The organism is Stenotrophomonas sp. PD6 (assembly GCF_049199305.1).
In the GTDB taxonomy this organism is placed as follows: domain Bacteria; phylum Pseudomonadota; class Gammaproteobacteria; order Xanthomonadales; family Xanthomonadaceae; genus Stenotrophomonas.
In genome coordinates this window covers 1-17314 of record NZ_JBLZQD010000005.1, presented here as the reverse complement: position 1 = coordinate 17314, position 17314 = coordinate 1, and the positions used below count along the sequence as shown (strand labels likewise).

Sequence of the window (17314 nt, the reverse complement as noted above, 5' to 3'; positions counted from 1 at the left end):
TTTGGGCCGGTGGCTTTCGATGCAAGCAGTTTCTCTTTCGGCCCTGGCCGACCTGATCGCGCGCCTGGAGCGCGCCGATGCGGCGTTGGACGCCACGCTGGCCACGGCCGCGCCGAACGCCCTGGTGCCGATGCGCGAGGCGGACCTGCCGCTGGCCCGCGCGCAGCTGGCGCTGGTGCAGGCCAATACCGATATCACGCTGGTGGCCGACGAGCTGCGGCGTTACCAGAAGTACGCATTGCCGGGGAAGCCGAGCCTGCAGATCGTGCAGCTGCGCAAGCAGCAGGCGGCGGTGAAGCAGGCGGCGCTGATTGCGCGGCAGAATTTCGCGCAGGCCACGCATGCGTTTTTGCGTGAGAGCGGGTTGACCGCACCGGCGCGGCGGTTGCCGACGGATTTCGCGAGTGGGTGGTTGGCGAAGATTGCTGCTGGCAGAGCAGCTGACTAACAGTCAGCTCTACCCCGTCGGTTCTTCCGTTGGGTTTTTCCGGTCGGTTTTTCCGGTCGGTTTTTCCGGTCGGATTCACCTACCTGTCCTTTGCCGTTGCCACAAACAAAAATCCCGCCTTTCGGCGGGATTTTTGCGTTTCGCATTGCTACCGATTACGCAGCCGGCTTTTCGCCGGTGGCTTCGGTGGTGATGCGGATGTTCACTTCATCGCTGACGTTCGGAGCGTAAGCGCCCACGCCGAAATCGCTGCGCTTGATGGTGGTGGTGGCGTCGAAGCCGGCGGCCGGAACCTTGGCCATCGGGTGCTCGCCGCCGGCGTTGACGGTGACGTCCAGGGTGACCGGCTTGGTGATGTCCTTGATGGTCAGGTCACCGGTGACGGTCAGCTTGTTGGTGCCCGCGGCTTCGACCTTGGTGCTCTTGAAGGTGGCAGCCGGGAACTTGGCGGCGTCGAAGAAGTCGGCGCTGCGCAGGTGCTCGTCGAACTTGGCGGTGAAGCTGTTGAGGCCGCTCAGCGGCAGCTTCACTTCGACGGTGGACTTGGTCACGTCGGCCGCGTCGTACACCAGGGTGCCTTCGGCAGCGCCGAAGTGGGCGGTCGGGTGCGAGAAGCCGAAGTGGCTCCACTGGACCAGCACGTCGGTGTGGCTCGGGTCGAGCTTGTAGGTGCCCGAAGCGATCTGGATGGCTTCGGCAGCCGGGGCAGCCGCCGGGGTGGCAGCAGCGTCGGCCGGGGCGGTGGCGGCAGCAGCCGGGGTCGCGTCGGCGGCCGGGGCGGCGGTTTCTTCAGCCGGCTTGGAGCAGGCGGCGATGGCCAGGGTCAGGGCCAGCGGCAGGAGCAGTTTGCGGGTCACGGTCATGTCAGGTCTCTCTCTCGAATGCGTTGGGAAAAGGAAAAGTAGTACAACAGCCCGTCCGCACGGACGGGCCTCAGCCGGCGGAAAAACTTATTCGATGCGGGCAGCTTCGTCGAACGACAGGCGAGGCAGACGCGGGAACAGGCCCGAGGAATCACCGTACCCCAAGTTGACCAGGAAGTTCGACTTCAGGGTGGTGCCCTTGAAGAAGGCCTCGTCGACCTTGGCCGGGTCGAAGCCGGACATCGGGCCCGCGTCCAGGCCCAGCGCGCGGGCGGCCAGGATCAGGTAGGCGCCCTGCAGGCTGCCGTTGCGGAAGGCCGATTCACGGCGGTTTTCACGCGGGCCGTCGAACCATGCCTTGGCATCGGTATGCGGGAACAGGTAGGGCAGCTTTTCGTGGAAGTCTTCGTCGAAGGCGATGATGACGGTGACCGGGGCGGCCAAGGTCTTGTCGTGGTTGCCTTCGGACAGCGCCGGGGCGAGCTTGGCCTTGGCTTCGGGCGACTTCACGAACACGAAACGCGCCGGGCTCGCGTTGGCGGCCGTGGGGCCCCACTTCAGCAGTTCGTACAGGGCCTTCAGCTGGCTGTCTTCGACGGGGGTGTCGAGGAAGGCATTCTGGGTGCGGGCGGTACGGAACAACTGGTCGAGCGCAGCATCGTTGAGCACGTTGGACATGAAGCCTCCAGAAGAACACGTTGGATATAGAAGGAATCCCGCACGCCCTGCGCTACCTTTACGGGGCACCGCGCGGTCGGCGAAGGCTGGCAGTGTAGAGTGTCGCGACTGTTGCAACACCCAGCCTGACTGAAACGAATTAATGCCATACGTGAAACGATGGAGTCCGCCCTGGACGATCACTGACGGCCGTGCCGGCAATGTGCGGCAGGCGGTGGCCCTGGCCACGGCATTGAAGCTGGGGGCACACCGGCCGCTGGTACTGCTGCCGCGCGCGCCTTGGAAATGGGTGGCGCCGTGTTGGTTGCCCGGAGCGGCCCACGGTTACGGCGACGCATTTGCCACGCTGGCGAAGGAATCGCCCGAGCTGGCGGTGGGCTGCGGGCGGCAGGCGGCCGGGGCGCTGCGCGAGCTGCGCCGCCGCGGCAGCAAGGTGGTGCAGATCCTGGACCCGCGGCTGGGCACACGCCACTGGGACCTGCTGGTGGTGCCCGAACACGACCGCCTGCGCGGCAGCAATGTGCTCACGCTGCTGGGCAGCCTGAACCCGGTGGACGACGACTGGCTCACGGTGGGGCGCGCGGCCTTCGCCAGCTTCGGCGATCTGCCCGGCCCGCGCACGGCGTTGCTGGTGGGCGGCCCGACGCCGCACGCACCCTGGCACGAACCGGACATGGTGCTGGTGTTCCGCCAGCTGGCAGACCAGTTGCGTGCGGAGGGCGGCAGCCTGCTGGCCACGACGTCGCGGCGCACGCCACCGGCGCTGGTGGGTGCGCTGCGCAGCGCGTTCGCGGACGTGCCCGGGGTGATATGGGGCGACGGCGGCGACGGGGTGAACCCGTATGCGGGGCTGCTGGGCTGGGCCGACCGGATAGTGGTGTCGCCCGATTCGGTGAACCTGCTTTCGGAGGCCTGCGGCACGCGCCTGCCGGTGGCGGTGGCGCTGGAGGGCCAGGCGCAGGGGCGGATGGTGACATTCCAGCAGGCACTGCGCGCGCGCGGGCGGTTGCAGGAACGCTGGCTGGATTGGGGCTACCCCGGGCCGATCGAGCCGCTGCGCGAGACCGGGCGCATTGCCGCGCAGGTACGGGCGGCATTGGATATCCCCGCTTAACGGCGCGCGGCGAATGGCTACCGATGGCGATGCGCTGCCGGTAGATTCGAGGTTCACCAGGGAAGGAGCGTGCGTATGCGCAGTGCGGTGTTGGGGTTGATGGCCGTGTTGGTTGCCGGCTGTTCCAGTATGCCCACCGGGCAGGATGCGGTGTCGTGGAGCTGCCACAAGGAGCTCACCGCGTATCGCAACCAGCCGCCGCTGACCGACCAGCAGAAGAAGGAGCGGTGGCCGCAGGAACCGCCGGTGCCGGTGAGTGAACCTTGTGCGCGGGAACTGAGCCGCTGATGTCGGTGGTGGTCTGGCACCGCGATGACACCTGTGGACCGCTATGACACCCATGGATCGCGATGACACCCATGGGGTGTCACTACCCGCCTGTGCCGCATCGTCGGCACCAACGGTAGCGCCGACTGGGTAGAGCCGACTGTTAGTCGGCTGGCCCTTTCCCGATAACCCCCAAACCACCGCTATGATGTCCCGCGCGGCTCGTACCGCTGGAGACACAACTGCAATGGATGCACCCCACCCCCGCTCAATTCGCTGGCCCGTGCCCGCACTGCTATGTGCGGCGCTGTGGCTCACCGCACCTTGCGCACAGGCCCAATCCCAGCAACCCGAATGCATGGAGCGCTACCCCACCCCGGCGGCGCTGGCATCGATGTTCGATGTGGCCCAACGCGCCGACGAAGCGCTGGAAGCGCTGGACGACGTGGATGTGGTGATCATCGCGCGCGGTGGCCAGGACCTGAGCAAGTATGGGTTGCGCCACAGCCACGTGGCCTTTGCGGTGCGCGAGGACGATGGCCGCTGGCGCGCGGTGCATCTGCTCAACCGATGCAAATCGTCGGAGTCCGCGTTGTTCCGCGAGGGGTTGGGCAATTTCATCGGCGAGACGGGTACGCATACCGACCTGCGCGTTGGCGTGCCTTCGCCCGCAGTACGCGCGGCGCTGAAGGCGATGCTGACGCCGCCTGCCACCCAGGCGCGTGCGCTGCACCAGCCACGCTACAGTGCGGTGGCGTTTCCCTTCTCACTGGAGTACCAGAATTCCAACCAGTGGGTGCTGGAGGTCATGATGGCCGCCGTGCAGAAGGCGGACTACGGCCGCACGGTGCGTGATCGCGCGCAGGTACAAGCGTGGCTGCGAACATATCAATACAAGCCCAGTACGCTGCACATCGGCGTGGGCAAACGACTGGGCGCGCGATTCTTCGCGGCCAATGCCGCTACGACCGATCACCCGGCGACGGAGCGCATTTCCGGCAATTATTCGGTGGTGACGGTGGAATCGGTGTTCGATTTCTTCTGGCAGCACGGTGCGCTGGTACAGGAACTGGCGGTGGCGCACGTACCGGTGGCGGGCATGGGCCCGCCGCTGCCGTGACGTTGTCTGGTTTTCAAACTAAGGAGTGGTCATGAAACGTCTTTCGAGTCTGGCGGTGGCATTGAGCCTGGTGGTGACCAGTTCGCCGGTTGCGGCACAGGATTACACCCCGGGCCAGGGGGCCAGCAGCGTGGTGATCTTCGGCGGGTTGATGAGCCTTGCCGTGGTGACTTCTCCGGTCTGGCTCACGGTGGGCGCGGTGCACGAGTCGCAGGAAAAATCCAACAACCGCCGTGAGCGGGGCGCGCGCGCCGATGGCCTGAAGGCCGGCCCACTGCCGCCGCTCACCGTTGAGAAGATCGAGCCCAAGGCCAATGGTGCGGTGGACGTGAGCTTGAGGAATCCGCAGGCGCCTCAAGACCTGGCCGTGGTGCAGTGGCCAGCCCGCGATGACAACCCGGCCAAGACACTGAAGGTGGGCGATGTGCTGGACCTGACCCCTACCCCGACCGGCGCAGGTTGGACGGTAGCCGGGGCAGATGGCACGGCTGTGGCGTTCCTGCCCACCCCCGATGCGGCCGCCAACAACCTGAGCGAACGCTGGTAAGTGAACCGGCCTGGGGTGGCCGTGGCCGCCCCAAGCCCGGATAATCCGCCGCTTCCCTGTCTACCCCCCGGTTCGCCATGTCCGCGCGCCCTGCCATTGTGTTTGCCCCGTTGACCCTGCGCTCGCTGCTGCTGGCGGTGCTGGCCATGGGCGCGGTGGTGCTGGGCTCGAACGTGCTGGTGCAGTACCCGATCAACGACTGGTTGACGTGGGGTGCCTTCAGCTACCCGGTGGCGTTCCTGGTGAGCAACCTGATCAACCGCCGGTTTGGTCCGGCGGCGGCACGGCGGGTGGCGTGGGCCGGGTTCGCGCTGGCGGTGCTGTTGTCGATCTGGATCGCGACGCCGCGCATTGCGGTGGCCTCATGCCTGGCGTTCATTGCGGCGCAGCTGCTGGATATCACCGTGTTCGACCGGCTGCGGCGCGGGCATTGGTGGCGTGCGCCGATGGTGGCCACCACGTGCAGTGCGACGCTGGATACGACGATTTTCTGGAGCATTGCGTTCGCCGGTTCCAGTTTGCCGTGGGTGAGCTGGGCGCTGGGCGATCTGGCGGTGAAGCTGGCCATTGGGGTGTTTCTGCTGGCGCCGTTCCGGGCATTGTTGTGGAAGATGGCGCCGCGGGTGGCGTAACCCACGGGAAATACGCGCGCGATCCGTAGAGCCACCCCATGGGTGGCTGCGCGGTGTGCCCCCGGCACATTGCAAATAGCAGCCACCCATGGGGTGGCTCTACGGAAATTATCGCGTCGCCCATTGTCGCGGTATCGCGTTATCCCGGTGTGCCGTTGAAGGGCAACTCCGCTGCCTCGCATGCAGCAGTAATCACCCGCTGCGCTTCTTCCAGCGCCGGGGTCAGTACGGCCAGCCGTGGCCGTCTATCCAACGTGCACGCCAACCCCACATCCAGCAACGCGGCATGCGCTTCATGCAACGCCTCCCGCGTGCCGCCCGGCAGCCACGCGATGCCCGCCAACTGGTCGATCAGGCTCGGCGTATCGCGCGGCTCCAGCACCTGCGGGTGCGCGCCGGCGCTGTCGAGCACGCCGGTCTGCAGCAAAAACTCCAGATCCACGATGCCACCGGCGCCCTGCTTCAGGTCCCAGCGCCCTGCATCGCTGCGGTCCAGTTCGGCGCGCATGCGCCCACGCATCTTCACTACGTCGGCATACAGCACGTCGCGCTCGCGCGGGCGGGCCAATGTCTGCGCGCGGATCGTTTCGAAATCGGCCAGCAGGCTGGCGTCGCCGGCAATGCCGCGCGCGCGCACGAGGGCCTGGTGTTCCCAGGTCCACGCACGCTCGCGCTGGTATTCGGTGTAGCTGGCCAGCGAGGAGACCAGGCTGCCCTTGCCGCCGTCCGGGCGCAGGCGCACGTCGATGTCGTACAGGCGGCCGGCGGCGGTGACCGCGCCCAGCAGCGCCATGACCTTCTGCGCCAGGCGCGCATACCAGCGGCCGGGGTCGAGCGGACGCGCGCCGTTGCTGCTGTCCTGGTCGGCCGGGTGGTCGTGCAGGAACACCAGGTCCAGATCCGAACCGAAGCCCAGTTCCAACCCACCCAGGCTGCCATAGCCGATGATGGCAAAGCGCCCGCCGGGCACGTCGCCGTGGGCACGGCGCATGTCCGCGTCGGCCATGGCCAAGGCGCTGACCACGACGGCCTGGGCGAGCTGGGCCAGCTGGCGGGTGCTGTCCACGGCGCGCTGGCGGCCGTCCAGGGTGGCCAGTGCCATGCGGAAGCTGAGCGCGAGGCGGGTTTCATTGAGCAGGCGCAGTGCGGCCTCGGGATCGTCGACGGCCAGCGCGGCATCGCATTCGGCCTGCATGGCGGCGGCGTCGGGAATGGGGCCGGAGACGCGCACGTCGAGCAGTTCGTCGAGCAGCAGCGGGTAGGCCGCCAGGCGCTCGGCCAGCAGCGCGCTGCGCGCCAGCACGTCGACCAGCCGGGCGAGCGCACTGGGCTGTTCGTCGAGCAGGGCCAGGTAGCTGGTGCGGCGCAGGATGGCCTGCAGCAGGCCGAGCACGCGCTTGAGCGCGGCGTCGGGCTGCGGCGAGCGGGTGGCGGCATGCAGCAGTGCCGGCAGCACGCGGTCGAGCCGCGCGCGGGCGTTGTCGGACAGCGACTTCACGCCCAGCGATTGGGCGAAGTCGCGCAGCGACTGGTCGGCGCCCTGCGGGTCGTGGAAGCCGGCGTCGGCCAGTACCTCGGCGCTGCCGTTGTCGGGCAGGCCGCGCCAGTAGCTGGCCAGGGCATCGGGCGCGGCCTGGCCGGCGCGGGGCGCGAGCAAGGCGGCGAATTCAGTGCTGACCCGCTCGCGCTGCACATCCAACGCGGCCACCAGTGCCTCCCAATCGGCATAGCCCAGCCCACACGCGATGCGCAGGCGGTCGATGGGATCGGTGGGCAGCGCGTGGGTCTGGGCGTCGCGCAGCATCTGCAGGCGGTTCTCCACGCGGCGCAGGAAGGCGTACGCGTGCAGCAGGTCGTCGCCATCCTGCGCGGCCATCTGCCCGCACGCGACCAGCGCCGGCAGGGCATGCAGCAGGCGGCGCTCGCGCAGGGAGGCCTCGCGGCCGCCGCGGATGAGCTGCAGCGCCTGGGAAAGGAATTCGATTTCGCGAATGCCGCCGGGGCCGCGCTTGATGTCGTCGAACATGTCGCGGCGCGAGACCTCGGCGGTGATGGCCGCCTTCATTTCACGCAGGCCGTCGAGCGCGGTGAAGTCGAGGTAGCGCCGGTACACGAACGGGCGCAGGGTCTGCAGCCAGGCTTCACCGGCGGCGATGTCGCCCGCCACGGCGCGCGCCTTCAGCCATGCGTAGCGTTCCCAGTCGCGGCCTTCGCGCTGGAAGTACTGGTCCATGCCGGCGAACGACAGCGCCACGCGGCCCGCGCTGCCGAACGGGCGCAGGCGCAGGTCGACACGGTGACTGAAGCCGTCCACGGTGGTTTCGTCGAGCAGCCGCGCCAGGCGCTGGCCGAGCCGGGCGAAGTACTCCTCGGCGGCCAGCGGACGGGCGCCGTCGGATTCGCCGCCCTGCGGGTAGGCGTAGACGAGGTCGACATCGGAACTGAAGTTGAGTTCGCCACCGCCAAGCTTGCCCAGGCCGAACACCACCAGTTGCTGGGCGCTGCCGTCGGCGGCGCGGACGACGCCGTGGCGGGTGGCGAATTCCTGCTCCAGCGCGGCCAGGGCCAGCGCCATGCATTCCTCGGCCAGCACGGTGGCGCCGGCCAGGGTGGCCGGAACGTCGTCCAGGCCGTCCAGGTCGCGCCAGATCAGCCGGGTGGAGCAGGCGGTGCGGTAACGGCGCAGGCGCACGGGCCATTCGGTGGGTTGCTGGCGGTCGAGCACCGGCAACGGCAGCGGCGGGCAGTCCGGCAGGGTCAATTGCGACAAGAGCCCGGGCTGCCGGCACAGGGTATCGATGGCGAAATCGCTGGTGATGGCGAGCAGGCGCAGCTGGGCGAGTACGGGTTCCGGCGGCGGCCAGCTGCCTGAGTCGTTCAGGCTGAGCGCAAGGCGGGCGAACGCGCGGTCGACCAAGGGGACGAGGGCGGCGGGGACGGCATCGGCAGGAATCGGCATAGGGCGATTATGCATCGGACATAAAAAAGCCCGCTTGCAGCGAACTGCCAGCGGGCTCTGCTCCCTCCCCCACGTCGGGATGCAGGGCGATCTTCTAGGCTCGGCGAACAAGTTGCACGCTGCACTGCAAAACAATACTCACGGGTACAGATGCCCTCATTTACCTGAATAGGAATACGTTGCCGCCCGAAACGCTATTCCACCTTGGTCGCACCCGGGAGGGGGTGGCAATGGCGGATAATGAATATCCCCCCAGAAAATCGTAGTCGTCATGTCCGTAGATCGCATTGCCGACGCGCGCCTGCGCGATCGCGTGGTGTCGGCCGAAGCCGCCGCCGCCCTCATTCAACCGGGTGAAACCGTCGCCATGAGCGGTTTCACCGGCTCGGGTTACCCGAAGGCCGTGCCGGTGGCGCTGGCGCAGCGGATCGAGGCGTTCCACGCGCAGGACCTGCCCTTCCAGATCAGCCTGATGACCGGTGCCTCCACGGCGCCGGAGCTGGACGGTGCGCTGGCCAAGGCCGATGGCATCGCGATGCGCATGCCGTTCCAGAGCGACCCGTATGCGCGCAACCGCATCAACGAGGGCAAGCTGGACTACATCGACATCCACCTCAGCCACGTGGCGCAGCATGTGTGGTTCGGCTTCTATGGTGAGATCGACACGGCGGTGATCGAGGTGTCGGCGATCCGCGAAGACGGCTCGCTGGTGCCCTCCACCTCGGTGGGCAACAACAAGACCTGGCTGGACCTGGCCAAGAAGGTGATTGTCGAGGTCAACGAATGGCAGCCGGCCGGCGTGGACGGCATGCATGACATCTACTACGGCACGGCGCTGCCGCCGCACCGCAAGCCGATTCCGCTGGTGCATGCCAACGACCGCATCGGTGAAACGGCGCTGCGCTGCGACCCGGACAAGATCGTGGCGGTGGTGCGCACCAATGGCCCGGACCGCAACAGCCCGTTCAGCCCGATCGATACGTGCAGCGAGCAGATCGCCGAGTACCTGATCGACTTCCTGAAGCACGAAGTCGCCAAGGGCCGGCTGCCGGCCAACCTGCTGCCGCTGCAGAGCGGCGTGGGCAATATTCCCAACGCGGTGCTGGCCGGGTTGGCCAAGAGCGGCTTCCGCGACCTGAGTGCGTTCACCGAGGTGATCCAGGACGGCATGCTGGACCTGCTGCGCGACGGGGTGCTGAGCTACGCCTCGTGCACCGGTTTCGCGCTGAGCCCGCAGGCCAACGAGACGTTCAAGGAGCACATCGATTTCTACCGCGAGCGCATCATCATGCGCACGCAGGAGATCTCCAATCACCCGGAACTGGTGCGCCGGCTCGGCTGCATCGGCATGAACGGGATGATCGAGGTGGACCTGTACGGCAACGTCAATTCCACGCATGTGATGGGCACGCGGATCATGAACGGCATTGGCGGTTCGGGCGATTTCGCGCGCAACGGATTCCTGTCGGCCTTCCTGAGCCCGTCGACGGCGAAGAACGGCACCATCTCGGCGATCGTGCCGATGGTGAGCCACGTGGACCACACCGAGCACGATGTGTCGGTGATCGTGACCGAACAGGGCCTGGCCGACCTGCGCGGGCTGCCGCCGCGCAAGCGTGCGCGGGTGGTGATCGACAACTGCGCCCACCCGGATTTCCGCGACCAGCTCAACGATTATTTCGAGCGCGCCAGCCGCGACAGCTACGGCAAGCACACGCCGCATCTGTTGCCGGAAGCGTTGTCGTGGCACCAGCGCTGGCTGGATACGGGCACGATGAAGGCCTGATGCGGTGAAACGAAAAACGCCGGGATTTCCCGGCGTTTTTTCTTGCGGCGTTGATCGCCAGGCCAGTTCAGTGTCGCAGGCTGTCCAGCGATTCCTGCTGCAGGCGTTCGTAAATCACGAACTCGTCTTCCACCTTCATGCCCAGCGCCTGCTCGAACGCATCGCGGTTGGCATGCGCGGCGTAGGCACGCTGTTCTTCCCCGCCCAGGTTGGACTGGAAGATGCCCGCCGCACTGACCGGCAGGAAATCCTCGTAGACGATGGGATCGGCACTGGCCAGGCCCGCAGCCACGAGCGCTTCAGCCGGCAGGTCGCCGACGGCGGCCGGGTTGGCACGGCCTGCTTCTGTGAGGGCATAGCGGTAATAGCCCAGGCCCTCGCGGCGCAGGGTGTCGTGGTCGTCCGGGAACTGCACGAACGCTGCCGCCAGGCGGGTCGGATAATCCTGCCCGGTGCTGCCATCGCCGCCGGCGTCGCGCGCCTGGCCCAGCAGCTGGTCGTACCGCGCGCGGCCCTTGGGCGTGAGGGCGAGGCCACGCTGCTCGATCTCACCGAAGCGCGCGGTATGGGTGCCTGCGTCGCCGCCGCCGTCGGTGGGGAAGTTCACGGTTTCCTGCAGCGCCTTGAAGCTGGTCTGGCGCAGCAGGATCGGGCAGCGGCGCGGCGGCGGGCCTTCGACCACGGCCTTGGCGTCGATGCCGCGCGCGAGCATGGCGGCCTGTGCGGCGTCGATGTCCAGGGTGCGCGGGGTGAGGTGGTTGATGTGCGGGCCGCGGAAGCTGACCACGTCGGCCACCAGCCGGTGCGCATTGTGCAGGGCGTGATAAGTGGCCAGCGACACGGTGGCGTCGCTGTGCCAGCGGAAGGTTTCCAGGCTGGCCAGGACGAAGCGGCGCGCGTCGGTTTCATCCAGGCCGCCATCGCGCTCGGCCTGCTCGATCAGGGCCAACGCCTCGTCGGTGAAGATGCGACGGCGGGCGAGGATGCGCGCGGATTCCTCGCGCAGGGCTTCATCGTCGATAAGCTCCAGCCGCAGCAGGGAGGTGAACACGCGGAACGGGTTGGCCGCCAGCGCCGGCGCGGTGCGCGGCCGGAAGGCGGTGGAATGCACGGGCACGCCGGCCACGGACAGGTCGTAGTACCCGATCGGGTACATGTCCATGACCGCGAACAGGCGGCCCAGCGTGGCCAGTTCTTCGGCGGTGCCGACGCGGATGGCGCCGTGGCGTTCCTGTGCGAGGCGGCCCGTTTCGTCATTGCGGTCCAGCTGCGCGGCCAGCGCCGGGTCGGCGGTGAGCACGGCGTCGTTGATCTCGGCCACCAGGTCGACCAGGGTGCCGTACAGCGGCACTTCGGTGCGGTACATGGTGGACATGGCCTGGGCGAACAGGCTGCGGATATCGTCGGGTGAAACGAAACGGTCGGCGCTCATTACGTACTCGGCAACGGATCACGGGGGGAGGCAATCGCCTATTGTCGCGCAGGCGAACGGTGGCCGGCGAGGTGCATAGCAGCATTGGGGGCCGAAGGTTGGCCGGCGCACGGCAGCCACGCATGGCGTGGCTCTACGGGCGCGGTAGAGCCACGCTATGCGTGGCTGCGCGATGCAGGCGGCACGGTAGAGCCACGCCATGCGTGGCTGCGCGATGCGGGCAGCACGGTAGAGCCACGCCATGCGTGGCTGCGCGATGCAGGCAGCACGGTAGAGCCACGCCATGCGTGGCTGAGCGGTGCAGGCCGCACGGTAGAGCCACGCCATGCGTGGCTGAGCGGTGCAGGCCGCACGGTAGAGCCACGCCATGCGTGGCTGCGCGATGCAGGCGGCACGGTAGAGCCACGCCATGCGTGGCTGCGCGATGCAGGCAGCACGGTAGAGCCACGCCATGCGTGGCTGCGCGATCCGTCAGCGCCCAGCAGGCGCCGGATTGGCCGCCGCGCGGTCGCGCTGGGCGCGGTCGCCCAGCTGGCGCTTGAGGGTGGCGTCCAGGGTGATCGAGCGGTCCCAATGGTCGTGGCTGGCCACGATGGCATGGCGCAGGGTGCGCCAGTGCTGGTTGCTGGGCGTGACCGGCATCTCCGCCACGACATCGGCCCAGCGCTTGTCCTCGCCCTCCTCCGGCACGAAGCGCGACCACGCCTGCACGGCGTCGCGGCAGGAGCGTTCGGTCGCCTTGGCCCAGAAGCAGGCGAAATAGATGTCGCCGGCCTGCCACTGATGGGTAAACATCAATGCGGCGACGTAGCCGCGCGACACGCCCGCATAGCGCGATACTTCGTCCAGAAAGCTGTCCGGGTAGCGCTCGGCGTAGTAGTTGATGTCCTGCAGCTGGCTGTCCACCCACACATCGCCGGTATGCACGCGGTACGCCTCGGACTTCTCCGCCGTCTGCTGCGCGCTGGCCAACAGCGGCAGCCACAGCAGCAGGACGAACAGCAGCGGGCGCAGAAGTCGGTTCACCGCCTCAACCGCCCGCCGCCTTGGCTTCGATGGCGCGCAGGGCCTGCGGCCAGTCGAAAGCAGTTGCCGCCTCGACCATGCGCGGTTCGTCGGCCGCCACGCCGTGCTGGGTTTCATGCGCCCAGGTCACGGCGTACGGGGTGTGGATGCCCCAGCCACCGAGGGTGACCACCGGCTCGATGTCCGAGCGCAGCGAGTTGCCCACCATGACGAAGCGCTGCATGGGCAGGTCGAATTCTTCCAGCACGCGCGCGTAGGTTTCCGGGTCCTTCTCGGACACGATTTCGATGCGCGGGAACAGATCGCGCAGGTTGGCGACCTTGATCTTGGCTTCCTGGTGGAACAGGTCGCCCTTGGTGATCAGCACGACCGGGTAATCGCGGGCGATCTCGGCGACGGACTCACGCACGCCGTCGATCAGTTCGACCGGGTGGCGCAGGGTGTCATGGCCGATGTCGAGGATCAGCTGCAGGTCGCGAGCGGCGATGGTCTTTTCGGTGATCTCGATGGCCGCTTCGAGCATGGAGAGGGTCATGCCCTTCACGCCGTAGCCGAACACGCCCAGGTTGCGCTGCTGCACTTCGAGCAGGTGGCGCGCGGTGGCGGTGTCGTGCACGTCGATGTAGCGCGACAGGATGTCGAGGTAATCCTGCTCGGCCTTGCGGTAATAGTCCTCGCTCTTCCACAGCGTGTCGTCACCGTCAAAACCGACCAGGCCGATGGCGCCCTTGGGCGCGGGCATGGAGGTCATCATCGGGCAAGGATACCAAGCCGGTAAAAAGGAAGGGCGGCCCAAGCCGCCCTTCCTTGCCCATTACCGTTGTCCAGCGGTTTTGGGGTGGTGCTGGTTTACGTACTTCCCGGGTGGAGCAGCCGACTAACAGTCGGCTCTACCCAGTCGGTCGGTGTCGGGCATCCGGCCGATTTAGCGGCCCGGGGCGGCGTTGCCACCGCCGGCGGCGGCGCCCTGCTGGGCGGCCACGTAGGCCTTGTACTCGTCCGGGGTCAGCTTGCCGTCTTTGTTGCTGTCAGCCTGGTCGAAGACCTGGGCGAGGCCCGCATTTACCTGGGCCTCGGTCTTGCTGATGGCGCCGTCGCCGTCAGTATCCACGCTGGCCCAGGTCTGGCCGCCACCACCGCCCGCCTGCGAAGAGGCCTGGGCGGCCGCGCCGGTTGCCGCGTCTGCCGCCTGGTCTGCCTGTGCCGCCGCCTGCTGCGCCTGCGCGGCCTGGGTCTGGGCCTGCGCTGCACTCTGCTTTGCGGTCTGGGCCATCGCCGGAATGGCCAGCACACTGCCTGCGGCGACGATCAGGGCGATCAGGGGCTTGCGGTTGCGAATAGTCATTGGGGTGGTCTCCTTGTTGGGGTGTTGCACGGTTCGTTGTTTCCGCACGGCCCCACACTGCCACCCCGTTTGTGAATCGATCTTGCGCCGCAACCGACGTGCGCACGCGGTCTTAACCACCCGCGCGCAGCGCTGCATTACCCGTGCAGTTACGCGCAGGTGAGCGATTGGTAAGACACGCATTCAACGAGGCCGCATTTAACGGCAAGCGAACGAAAACTCAGGGGGTGCTGGCGCTTTTTTCGCCTGAGCGCGAACTGAATATCAGCCAGCCCAATGCAACACCGGCCAGCGCACCGGCCACTTCCAGCACCACACGCGAGCCCAGTTCGTTGGGATCGTGCACGGTGGCCAGGAACATCCGCGCGAACTGGGGCGATTCCAGCCGCATGATGCCCATGTAGAACAGCTTCCACGCGTCGATGCCGGCCGAGATGACCACGGCGATGACGCAGGCCCAGCCGATCGCATACCCCGCCGACCACCCTGCCCAGCGGCACACCCGGTGCCACAGCGCGTACACCAGCAGGCCGACGAGCAGGGCGATCAGCCCGGCCTCCAGCGTGCCCAGCAATCCAAAGTGCAGCGGCAGGTTCATCGCGGTCCGTGGGTTCGGTGAGGGCGCATTGTAGCTGCGCGGCGCCCTGTGCCGGCCTCCGGCCGCTCAGCGCACCGGGACGTCGTAGGCGGTGGTGGGGCTGGGCTCGGGCGTGAGGGTGAAGTGCCACCACTCCTGCGGGTAGTTGGTGAAGCCCTCGCGCTCCATGGCCCGCAGCAGCACCTGGCGGTTCTGGTACTGGGTGAGGGTGATGTCGGCCGCGTCGGTGTTCGCGCGCGGGCCGAAATAGTCGAAGTCGGTGCCCATGTCGAGCGGGGTGCAGGTGTCGCCGCTGCACTTGAGCAGGCCCAGGTCGACGGTGGCGCCGCGGCTGTGGCCGGAGGTTTCGGCGATGTAGCCGCCCAGCAGCTGCGGCTTGTCCAGGTCCGGGTACTGCAGCACCTTGCGCGATTGTTCGCGTGGGTCATGGGCCCACTCGACGAATGCATGGACCGACTGCGCGGGGCGGTAGCAGTCGAACAGCTGCAGGGCATAGCCGTCTGCCCGCAGTTGCGCCTCTACCTTCGCCAGTGCCTGCGCTGCCGGCGCGAGCAGGTAGCACTTGGCCGCCTCATAGCCCGGCACCGGGCGGCCCGTGAAGTTGTTGCTGCCGGCATAGCGGATGTCCTGGTCGATCGACGGCGCCAGCGTGCGCACGTCGACCATGCCGGCCTCTTCGGGGCTGCCGACCGGCACGACGGTGACGGCCTGCGCGTGGGCGGGTGATACTGCCAGTGCAAGCACCAACAGGCTAGGGGCAATCGCCGATACGGCGAAACTGCAGGTCCTGGTAGTCATAGCTGAAGTCGATATCCGGGTCGATCGCGCTCAGGGTGAGCGTCGGCGGGGTGCCCGGCTGTACCTGCAACCAGGGCTCGGCATCCGCCCCGAGGGTATCCCACTGCACCAGCCAGCGCGAACCGAGCTGCATGACGGTGCCGCGCAGGGTGGGGGATTTTTCTATGCTGAAGCGGAGGGCGCCGTGTGCCGGGCAGAGGGTGGCCTCACCAAGCCAAGGGTCGCGGTAGCGGCCCTGCGGCGGTAGAGCCACCCCATGGGTGGCTGCGGGGTGTCGGGCGGATGCGGGGTGGTCGGCGCTGCTCAGCCACCCATGGGGTGGCTCTACGGGTTTGCGTGCGGCCGTTACCGGGTTGCGGGCGGGCGTTACCGGGTTGCGTGCGGTGGTTACCGGTTTGCGTGCGGTCGTCACCGGGTTGTGTGCGGTCGTTACCGGGGTGCGCGCTTTCGTATCGACAAGCGCGGGGTTGGCGGTGCGGCGGTGGGTGCGTTCGGCCTGCAGCTGCGCGGCGTAGCCGGCAACCGTTTGCCGTTGCTCCGGCGCCGTGTAGTGCTTCAGCGCGGTCTGCATCAGCACGGTGCGTGCGTCCTCGCCTTCACCGTTGATCAGGATCACCACGCCCACCTTGCGGTCCGGCAGCAGCGCGAGTGAGGAATACATGCCGGACAAGGTGCCGGTGTGGGCCACCTTCCACTGCCCGTCCATGTCCGACAGACGCCAGCCATAGCCATACGCGGAGAAGTGGGCGTTGTCCCAGCTGCGTTGGCGTTCACCCAGCGGCATGGGCATGTGCGCGGTCCACAGCGCGCGGCGCTGGGTATCGCTCAGCCAACCGGGGACCAGGGCGGGGTCCAGCAGCACCTGCATCCAGCGGGTCATGTCGCGCAGGCTGCAGCGGATGCCGCCTGCTGCCATGGAAGTCAGGTCGGGAGCCGTGGCGGCGTCGGCATTGATCACCACGTTGCGGCCTTCCTGCAGCGCATGCGGCTGGGCCACATTGCCGACCTGCGCCACCGACCACGTTCCGGCCTGGCAGCGGCTCATGCCGAGCGGGAGGAAGACTTCCTCGCGCAGCAGCTGGTCATACGGTTTGCCGCCGGCCGCCGCCGCCACTTCCCCGGCCACCACGTACATGAGGTTGTCGTAGGCGTAGCCGCTGCGGAAGCTGGTGACGGGTTTGAGGTGGGCCAGGCCGGCGATGATGTCGGCGCGGCTGAAGGTGTTGGGCTCCGGCCAGAGCATGAGATCGCCCGCGCCCAGACCCAGCCCGCTGTTGTGGATGAGCAGGTCGCGCACCTGCATGTGCTCGCCCACCCACGGGTCGTACATGCGGAACTGCGGCAGGAACTTGCGGACCGGGTCGTCCCAGCGCAGCAGGCCGCGGTCGACCAGGCGCGCCAATACCGCGGCGGTCATCGCCTTGCTGTTGGAGGCGATCTTGAAGAGGGTGTCGGCGTCGATGGGTTCGCCGCTGCCCGCGCGGCGTTCGCCGGCGGTGTGCGTATAGACCACGCGGCCGTCGTCCACCACGGCCATCGCCAGGCCCGGCAGCGCGTAGTGCTGCCGGGCCTGGTCGAACATGGGCTGGAAGCCGGGCTCGGGGGGGGGGGGCGCGGGGGGGGCCCCCCCCCCCCCCCCCCCCCCCCCCCCCCCGGCGCCGGGGGGGGCGGGGGCCGGAAAATGTGCAGCGCCGCGGGGGG

General features: G+C 67.8%; 17 protein-coding genes. 7 read left to right on the top strand and 10 right to left on the bottom strand.

The features are described 5' to 3' along the window. Positions 1-19: 19 nt before the first annotated feature. A complete protein-coding gene (locus ACOZHM_RS09515; protein WP_421569005.1) occupies positions 20-448 on the top strand; it encodes a hypothetical protein in 429 nt (142 codons plus the stop codon). Between the two features lie 155 nt (positions 449-603). On the opposite strand, the gene ACOZHM_RS09510 is transcribed toward ACOZHM_RS09515, so the two are convergent. Both ACOZHM_RS09510 and ACOZHM_RS09505 read right to left on the bottom strand, forming a co-directional pair. After that, positions 604-1311 carry a YceI family protein gene (locus ACOZHM_RS09510; RefSeq protein ID WP_421569004.1) on the bottom strand — a complete coding sequence of 236 codons (708 nt, stop codon included), beginning with the start codon at positions 1309-1311 and terminating at the stop codon, positions 604-606. Positions 1312-1398: 87 nt separating this feature from the next. After that, entirely contained in the window at positions 1399-1989 is a 591-nt protein-coding gene (locus tag ACOZHM_RS09505) for a malonic semialdehyde reductase (RefSeq protein WP_421569003.1), read from the bottom strand. A gap of 142 nt (positions 1990-2131) precedes the next feature. Here ACOZHM_RS09505 and ACOZHM_RS09500 point away from each other — a divergent pair, with 142 nt between their 5' ends. The 5 genes from ACOZHM_RS09500 to ACOZHM_RS09480 all read left to right on the top strand — a co-directional run bounded on the left by ACOZHM_RS09500 (position 2132) and on the right by ACOZHM_RS09480 (position 5669). Beyond that, a complete protein-coding gene (locus ACOZHM_RS09500) occupies positions 2132-3103 on the top strand; it encodes a mitochondrial fission ELM1 family protein (protein ID WP_421569002.1) in 972 nt (323 codons plus the stop codon). A gap of 69 nt (positions 3104-3172) precedes the next feature. Continuing rightward, positions 3173-3391 carry a hypothetical protein gene (locus ACOZHM_RS09495; protein WP_421569001.1) on the top strand — a complete coding sequence of 73 codons (219 nt, stop codon included), beginning with the start codon at positions 3173-3175 and terminating at the stop codon, positions 3389-3391. 226 nt (positions 3392-3617) lie between these two features. After that, positions 3618-4490: a DUF2145 domain-containing protein gene (locus ACOZHM_RS09490; protein WP_421569000.1), complete on the top strand. Its 873-nt coding sequence runs from the start codon at positions 3618-3620 to the stop codon at positions 4488-4490. Positions 4491-4521: 31 nt separating this feature from the next. Next, on the top strand, positions 4522-5037 hold the full coding sequence (locus ACOZHM_RS09485; RefSeq protein WP_421568999.1) for a hypothetical protein: 516 nt from the start codon (positions 4522-4524) through the stop codon (positions 5035-5037). Between the two features lie 77 nt (positions 5038-5114). Beyond that, positions 5115-5669, top strand: a complete 555-nt coding sequence (locus ACOZHM_RS09480; RefSeq protein ID WP_421568998.1) for a queuosine precursor transporter — start codon at positions 5115-5117, stop codon at positions 5667-5669. Between the two features lie 139 nt (positions 5670-5808). On the opposite strand, the gene glnE is transcribed toward ACOZHM_RS09480, so the two are convergent. After that, positions 5809-8628: a bifunctional [glutamate--ammonia ligase]-adenylyl-L-tyrosine phosphorylase/[glutamate--ammonia-ligase] adenylyltransferase gene (gene glnE, locus ACOZHM_RS09475; protein ID WP_421568997.1), complete on the bottom strand. Its 2820-nt coding sequence runs from the start codon at positions 8626-8628 to the stop codon at positions 5809-5811. A 271-nt stretch (positions 8629-8899) separates the two neighbouring features. On the opposite strand from glnE, the gene ACOZHM_RS09470 reads away from it, so the two are divergent. Next, positions 8900-10414, top strand: coding sequence for an acetyl-CoA hydrolase/transferase family protein (locus ACOZHM_RS09470; protein ID WP_421568996.1), 1515 nt, complete (start codon positions 8900-8902; stop codon positions 10412-10414). A 67-nt stretch (positions 10415-10481) separates the two neighbouring features. Here ACOZHM_RS09470 and hglS read toward each other — a convergent pair whose 3' ends face one another. The 7 genes from hglS to ACOZHM_RS09435 form a co-directional block, all read right to left on the bottom strand. Next, the gene (hglS, locus tag ACOZHM_RS09465; protein WP_421568995.1) at positions 10482-11846 is read right to left on the bottom strand and encodes a 2-oxoadipate dioxygenase/decarboxylase HglS; all 1365 of its coding nucleotides are present in this window, start codon (positions 11844-11846) and stop codon (positions 10482-10484) included. A gap of 471 nt (positions 11847-12317) precedes the next feature. Continuing rightward, positions 12318-12872, bottom strand: coding sequence for a hypothetical protein (locus ACOZHM_RS09460; protein WP_421568994.1), 555 nt, complete (start codon positions 12870-12872; stop codon positions 12318-12320). Between the two features lie 4 nt (positions 12873-12876). After that, positions 12877-13626, bottom strand: a complete 750-nt coding sequence (locus tag ACOZHM_RS09455; RefSeq protein WP_421568993.1) for an HAD family hydrolase — start codon at positions 13624-13626, stop codon at positions 12877-12879. A gap of 171 nt (positions 13627-13797) precedes the next feature. Beyond that, positions 13798-14217: an EF-hand domain-containing protein gene (locus ACOZHM_RS09450; RefSeq protein ID WP_421568992.1), complete on the bottom strand. Its 420-nt coding sequence runs from the start codon at positions 14215-14217 to the stop codon at positions 13798-13800. Between the two features lie 220 nt (positions 14218-14437). Then, entirely contained in the window at positions 14438-14815 is a 378-nt protein-coding gene (locus tag ACOZHM_RS09445; protein WP_421568991.1) for a hypothetical protein, read from the bottom strand. Between the two features lie 66 nt (positions 14816-14881). Continuing rightward, entirely contained in the window at positions 14882-15613 is a 732-nt protein-coding gene (locus ACOZHM_RS09440) for a M15 family metallopeptidase (RefSeq protein WP_421568990.1), read from the bottom strand. Further along, positions 15567-17195: a serine hydrolase gene (locus tag ACOZHM_RS09435; protein ID WP_421568989.1), complete on the bottom strand. Its 1629-nt coding sequence runs from the start codon at positions 17193-17195 to the stop codon at positions 15567-15569. Before ACOZHM_RS09435 ends, ACOZHM_RS09440 begins: the two co-directional genes overlap by 47 nt. Positions 17196-17314: the final 119 nt, after the last annotated feature.

Bases quoted from the DNA above. Each gene is read 5' to 3' on its own strand.
- ACOZHM_RS09515 (WP_421569005.1), top strand. From the start codon at position 20: ATGCAAGCAGTTTCTCTTTCGGCCCTGGCCGACCTGATCGCGCGCCTG.
- ACOZHM_RS09510 (WP_421569004.1), bottom strand. From the start codon at position 1,311: ATGACCGTGACCCGCAAACTGCTCCTGCCGCTGGCCCTGACCCTGGCC.
- ACOZHM_RS09505 (WP_421569003.1), bottom strand. From the start codon at position 1,989: ATGTCCAACGTGCTCAACGATGCTGCGCTCGACCAGTTGTTCCGTACC.
- ACOZHM_RS09500 (WP_421569002.1), top strand. From the start codon at position 2,132: ATGCCATACGTGAAACGATGGAGTCCGCCCTGGACGATCACTGACGGC.
- ACOZHM_RS09490 (WP_421569000.1), top strand. From the start codon at position 3,618: ATGGATGCACCCCACCCCCGCTCAATTCGCTGGCCCGTGCCCGCACTG.
- ACOZHM_RS09485 (WP_421568999.1), top strand. From the start codon at position 4,522: ATGAAACGTCTTTCGAGTCTGGCGGTGGCATTGAGCCTGGTGGTGACC.
- ACOZHM_RS09480 (WP_421568998.1), top strand. From the start codon at position 5,115: ATGTCCGCGCGCCCTGCCATTGTGTTTGCCCCGTTGACCCTGCGCTCG.
- glnE (WP_421568997.1), bottom strand. From the start codon at position 8,628: ATGCCGATTCCTGCCGATGCCGTCCCCGCCGCCCTCGTCCCCTTGGTC.
- ACOZHM_RS09470 (WP_421568996.1), top strand. From the start codon at position 8,900: ATGTCCGTAGATCGCATTGCCGACGCGCGCCTGCGCGATCGCGTGGTG.
- hglS (WP_421568995.1), bottom strand. From the start codon at position 11,846: ATGAGCGCCGACCGTTTCGTTTCACCCGACGATATCCGCAGCCTGTTC.
- ACOZHM_RS09455 (WP_421568993.1), bottom strand. From the start codon at position 13,626: ATGATGACCTCCATGCCCGCGCCCAAGGGCGCCATCGGCCTGGTCGGT.
- ACOZHM_RS09450 (WP_421568992.1), bottom strand. From the start codon at position 14,217: ATGACTATTCGCAACCGCAAGCCCCTGATCGCCCTGATCGTCGCCGCA.
- ACOZHM_RS09445 (WP_421568991.1), bottom strand. From the start codon at position 14,815: ATGAACCTGCCGCTGCACTTTGGATTGCTGGGCACGCTGGAGGCCGGG.
- ACOZHM_RS09440 (WP_421568990.1), bottom strand. From the start codon at position 15,613: ATGACTACCAGGACCTGCAGTTTCGCCGTATCGGCGATTGCCCCTAGC.
- ACOZHM_RS09435 (WP_421568989.1), bottom strand. From the start codon at position 17,195: ATGTTCGACCAGGCCCGGCAGCACTACGCGCTGCCGGGCCTGGCGATG.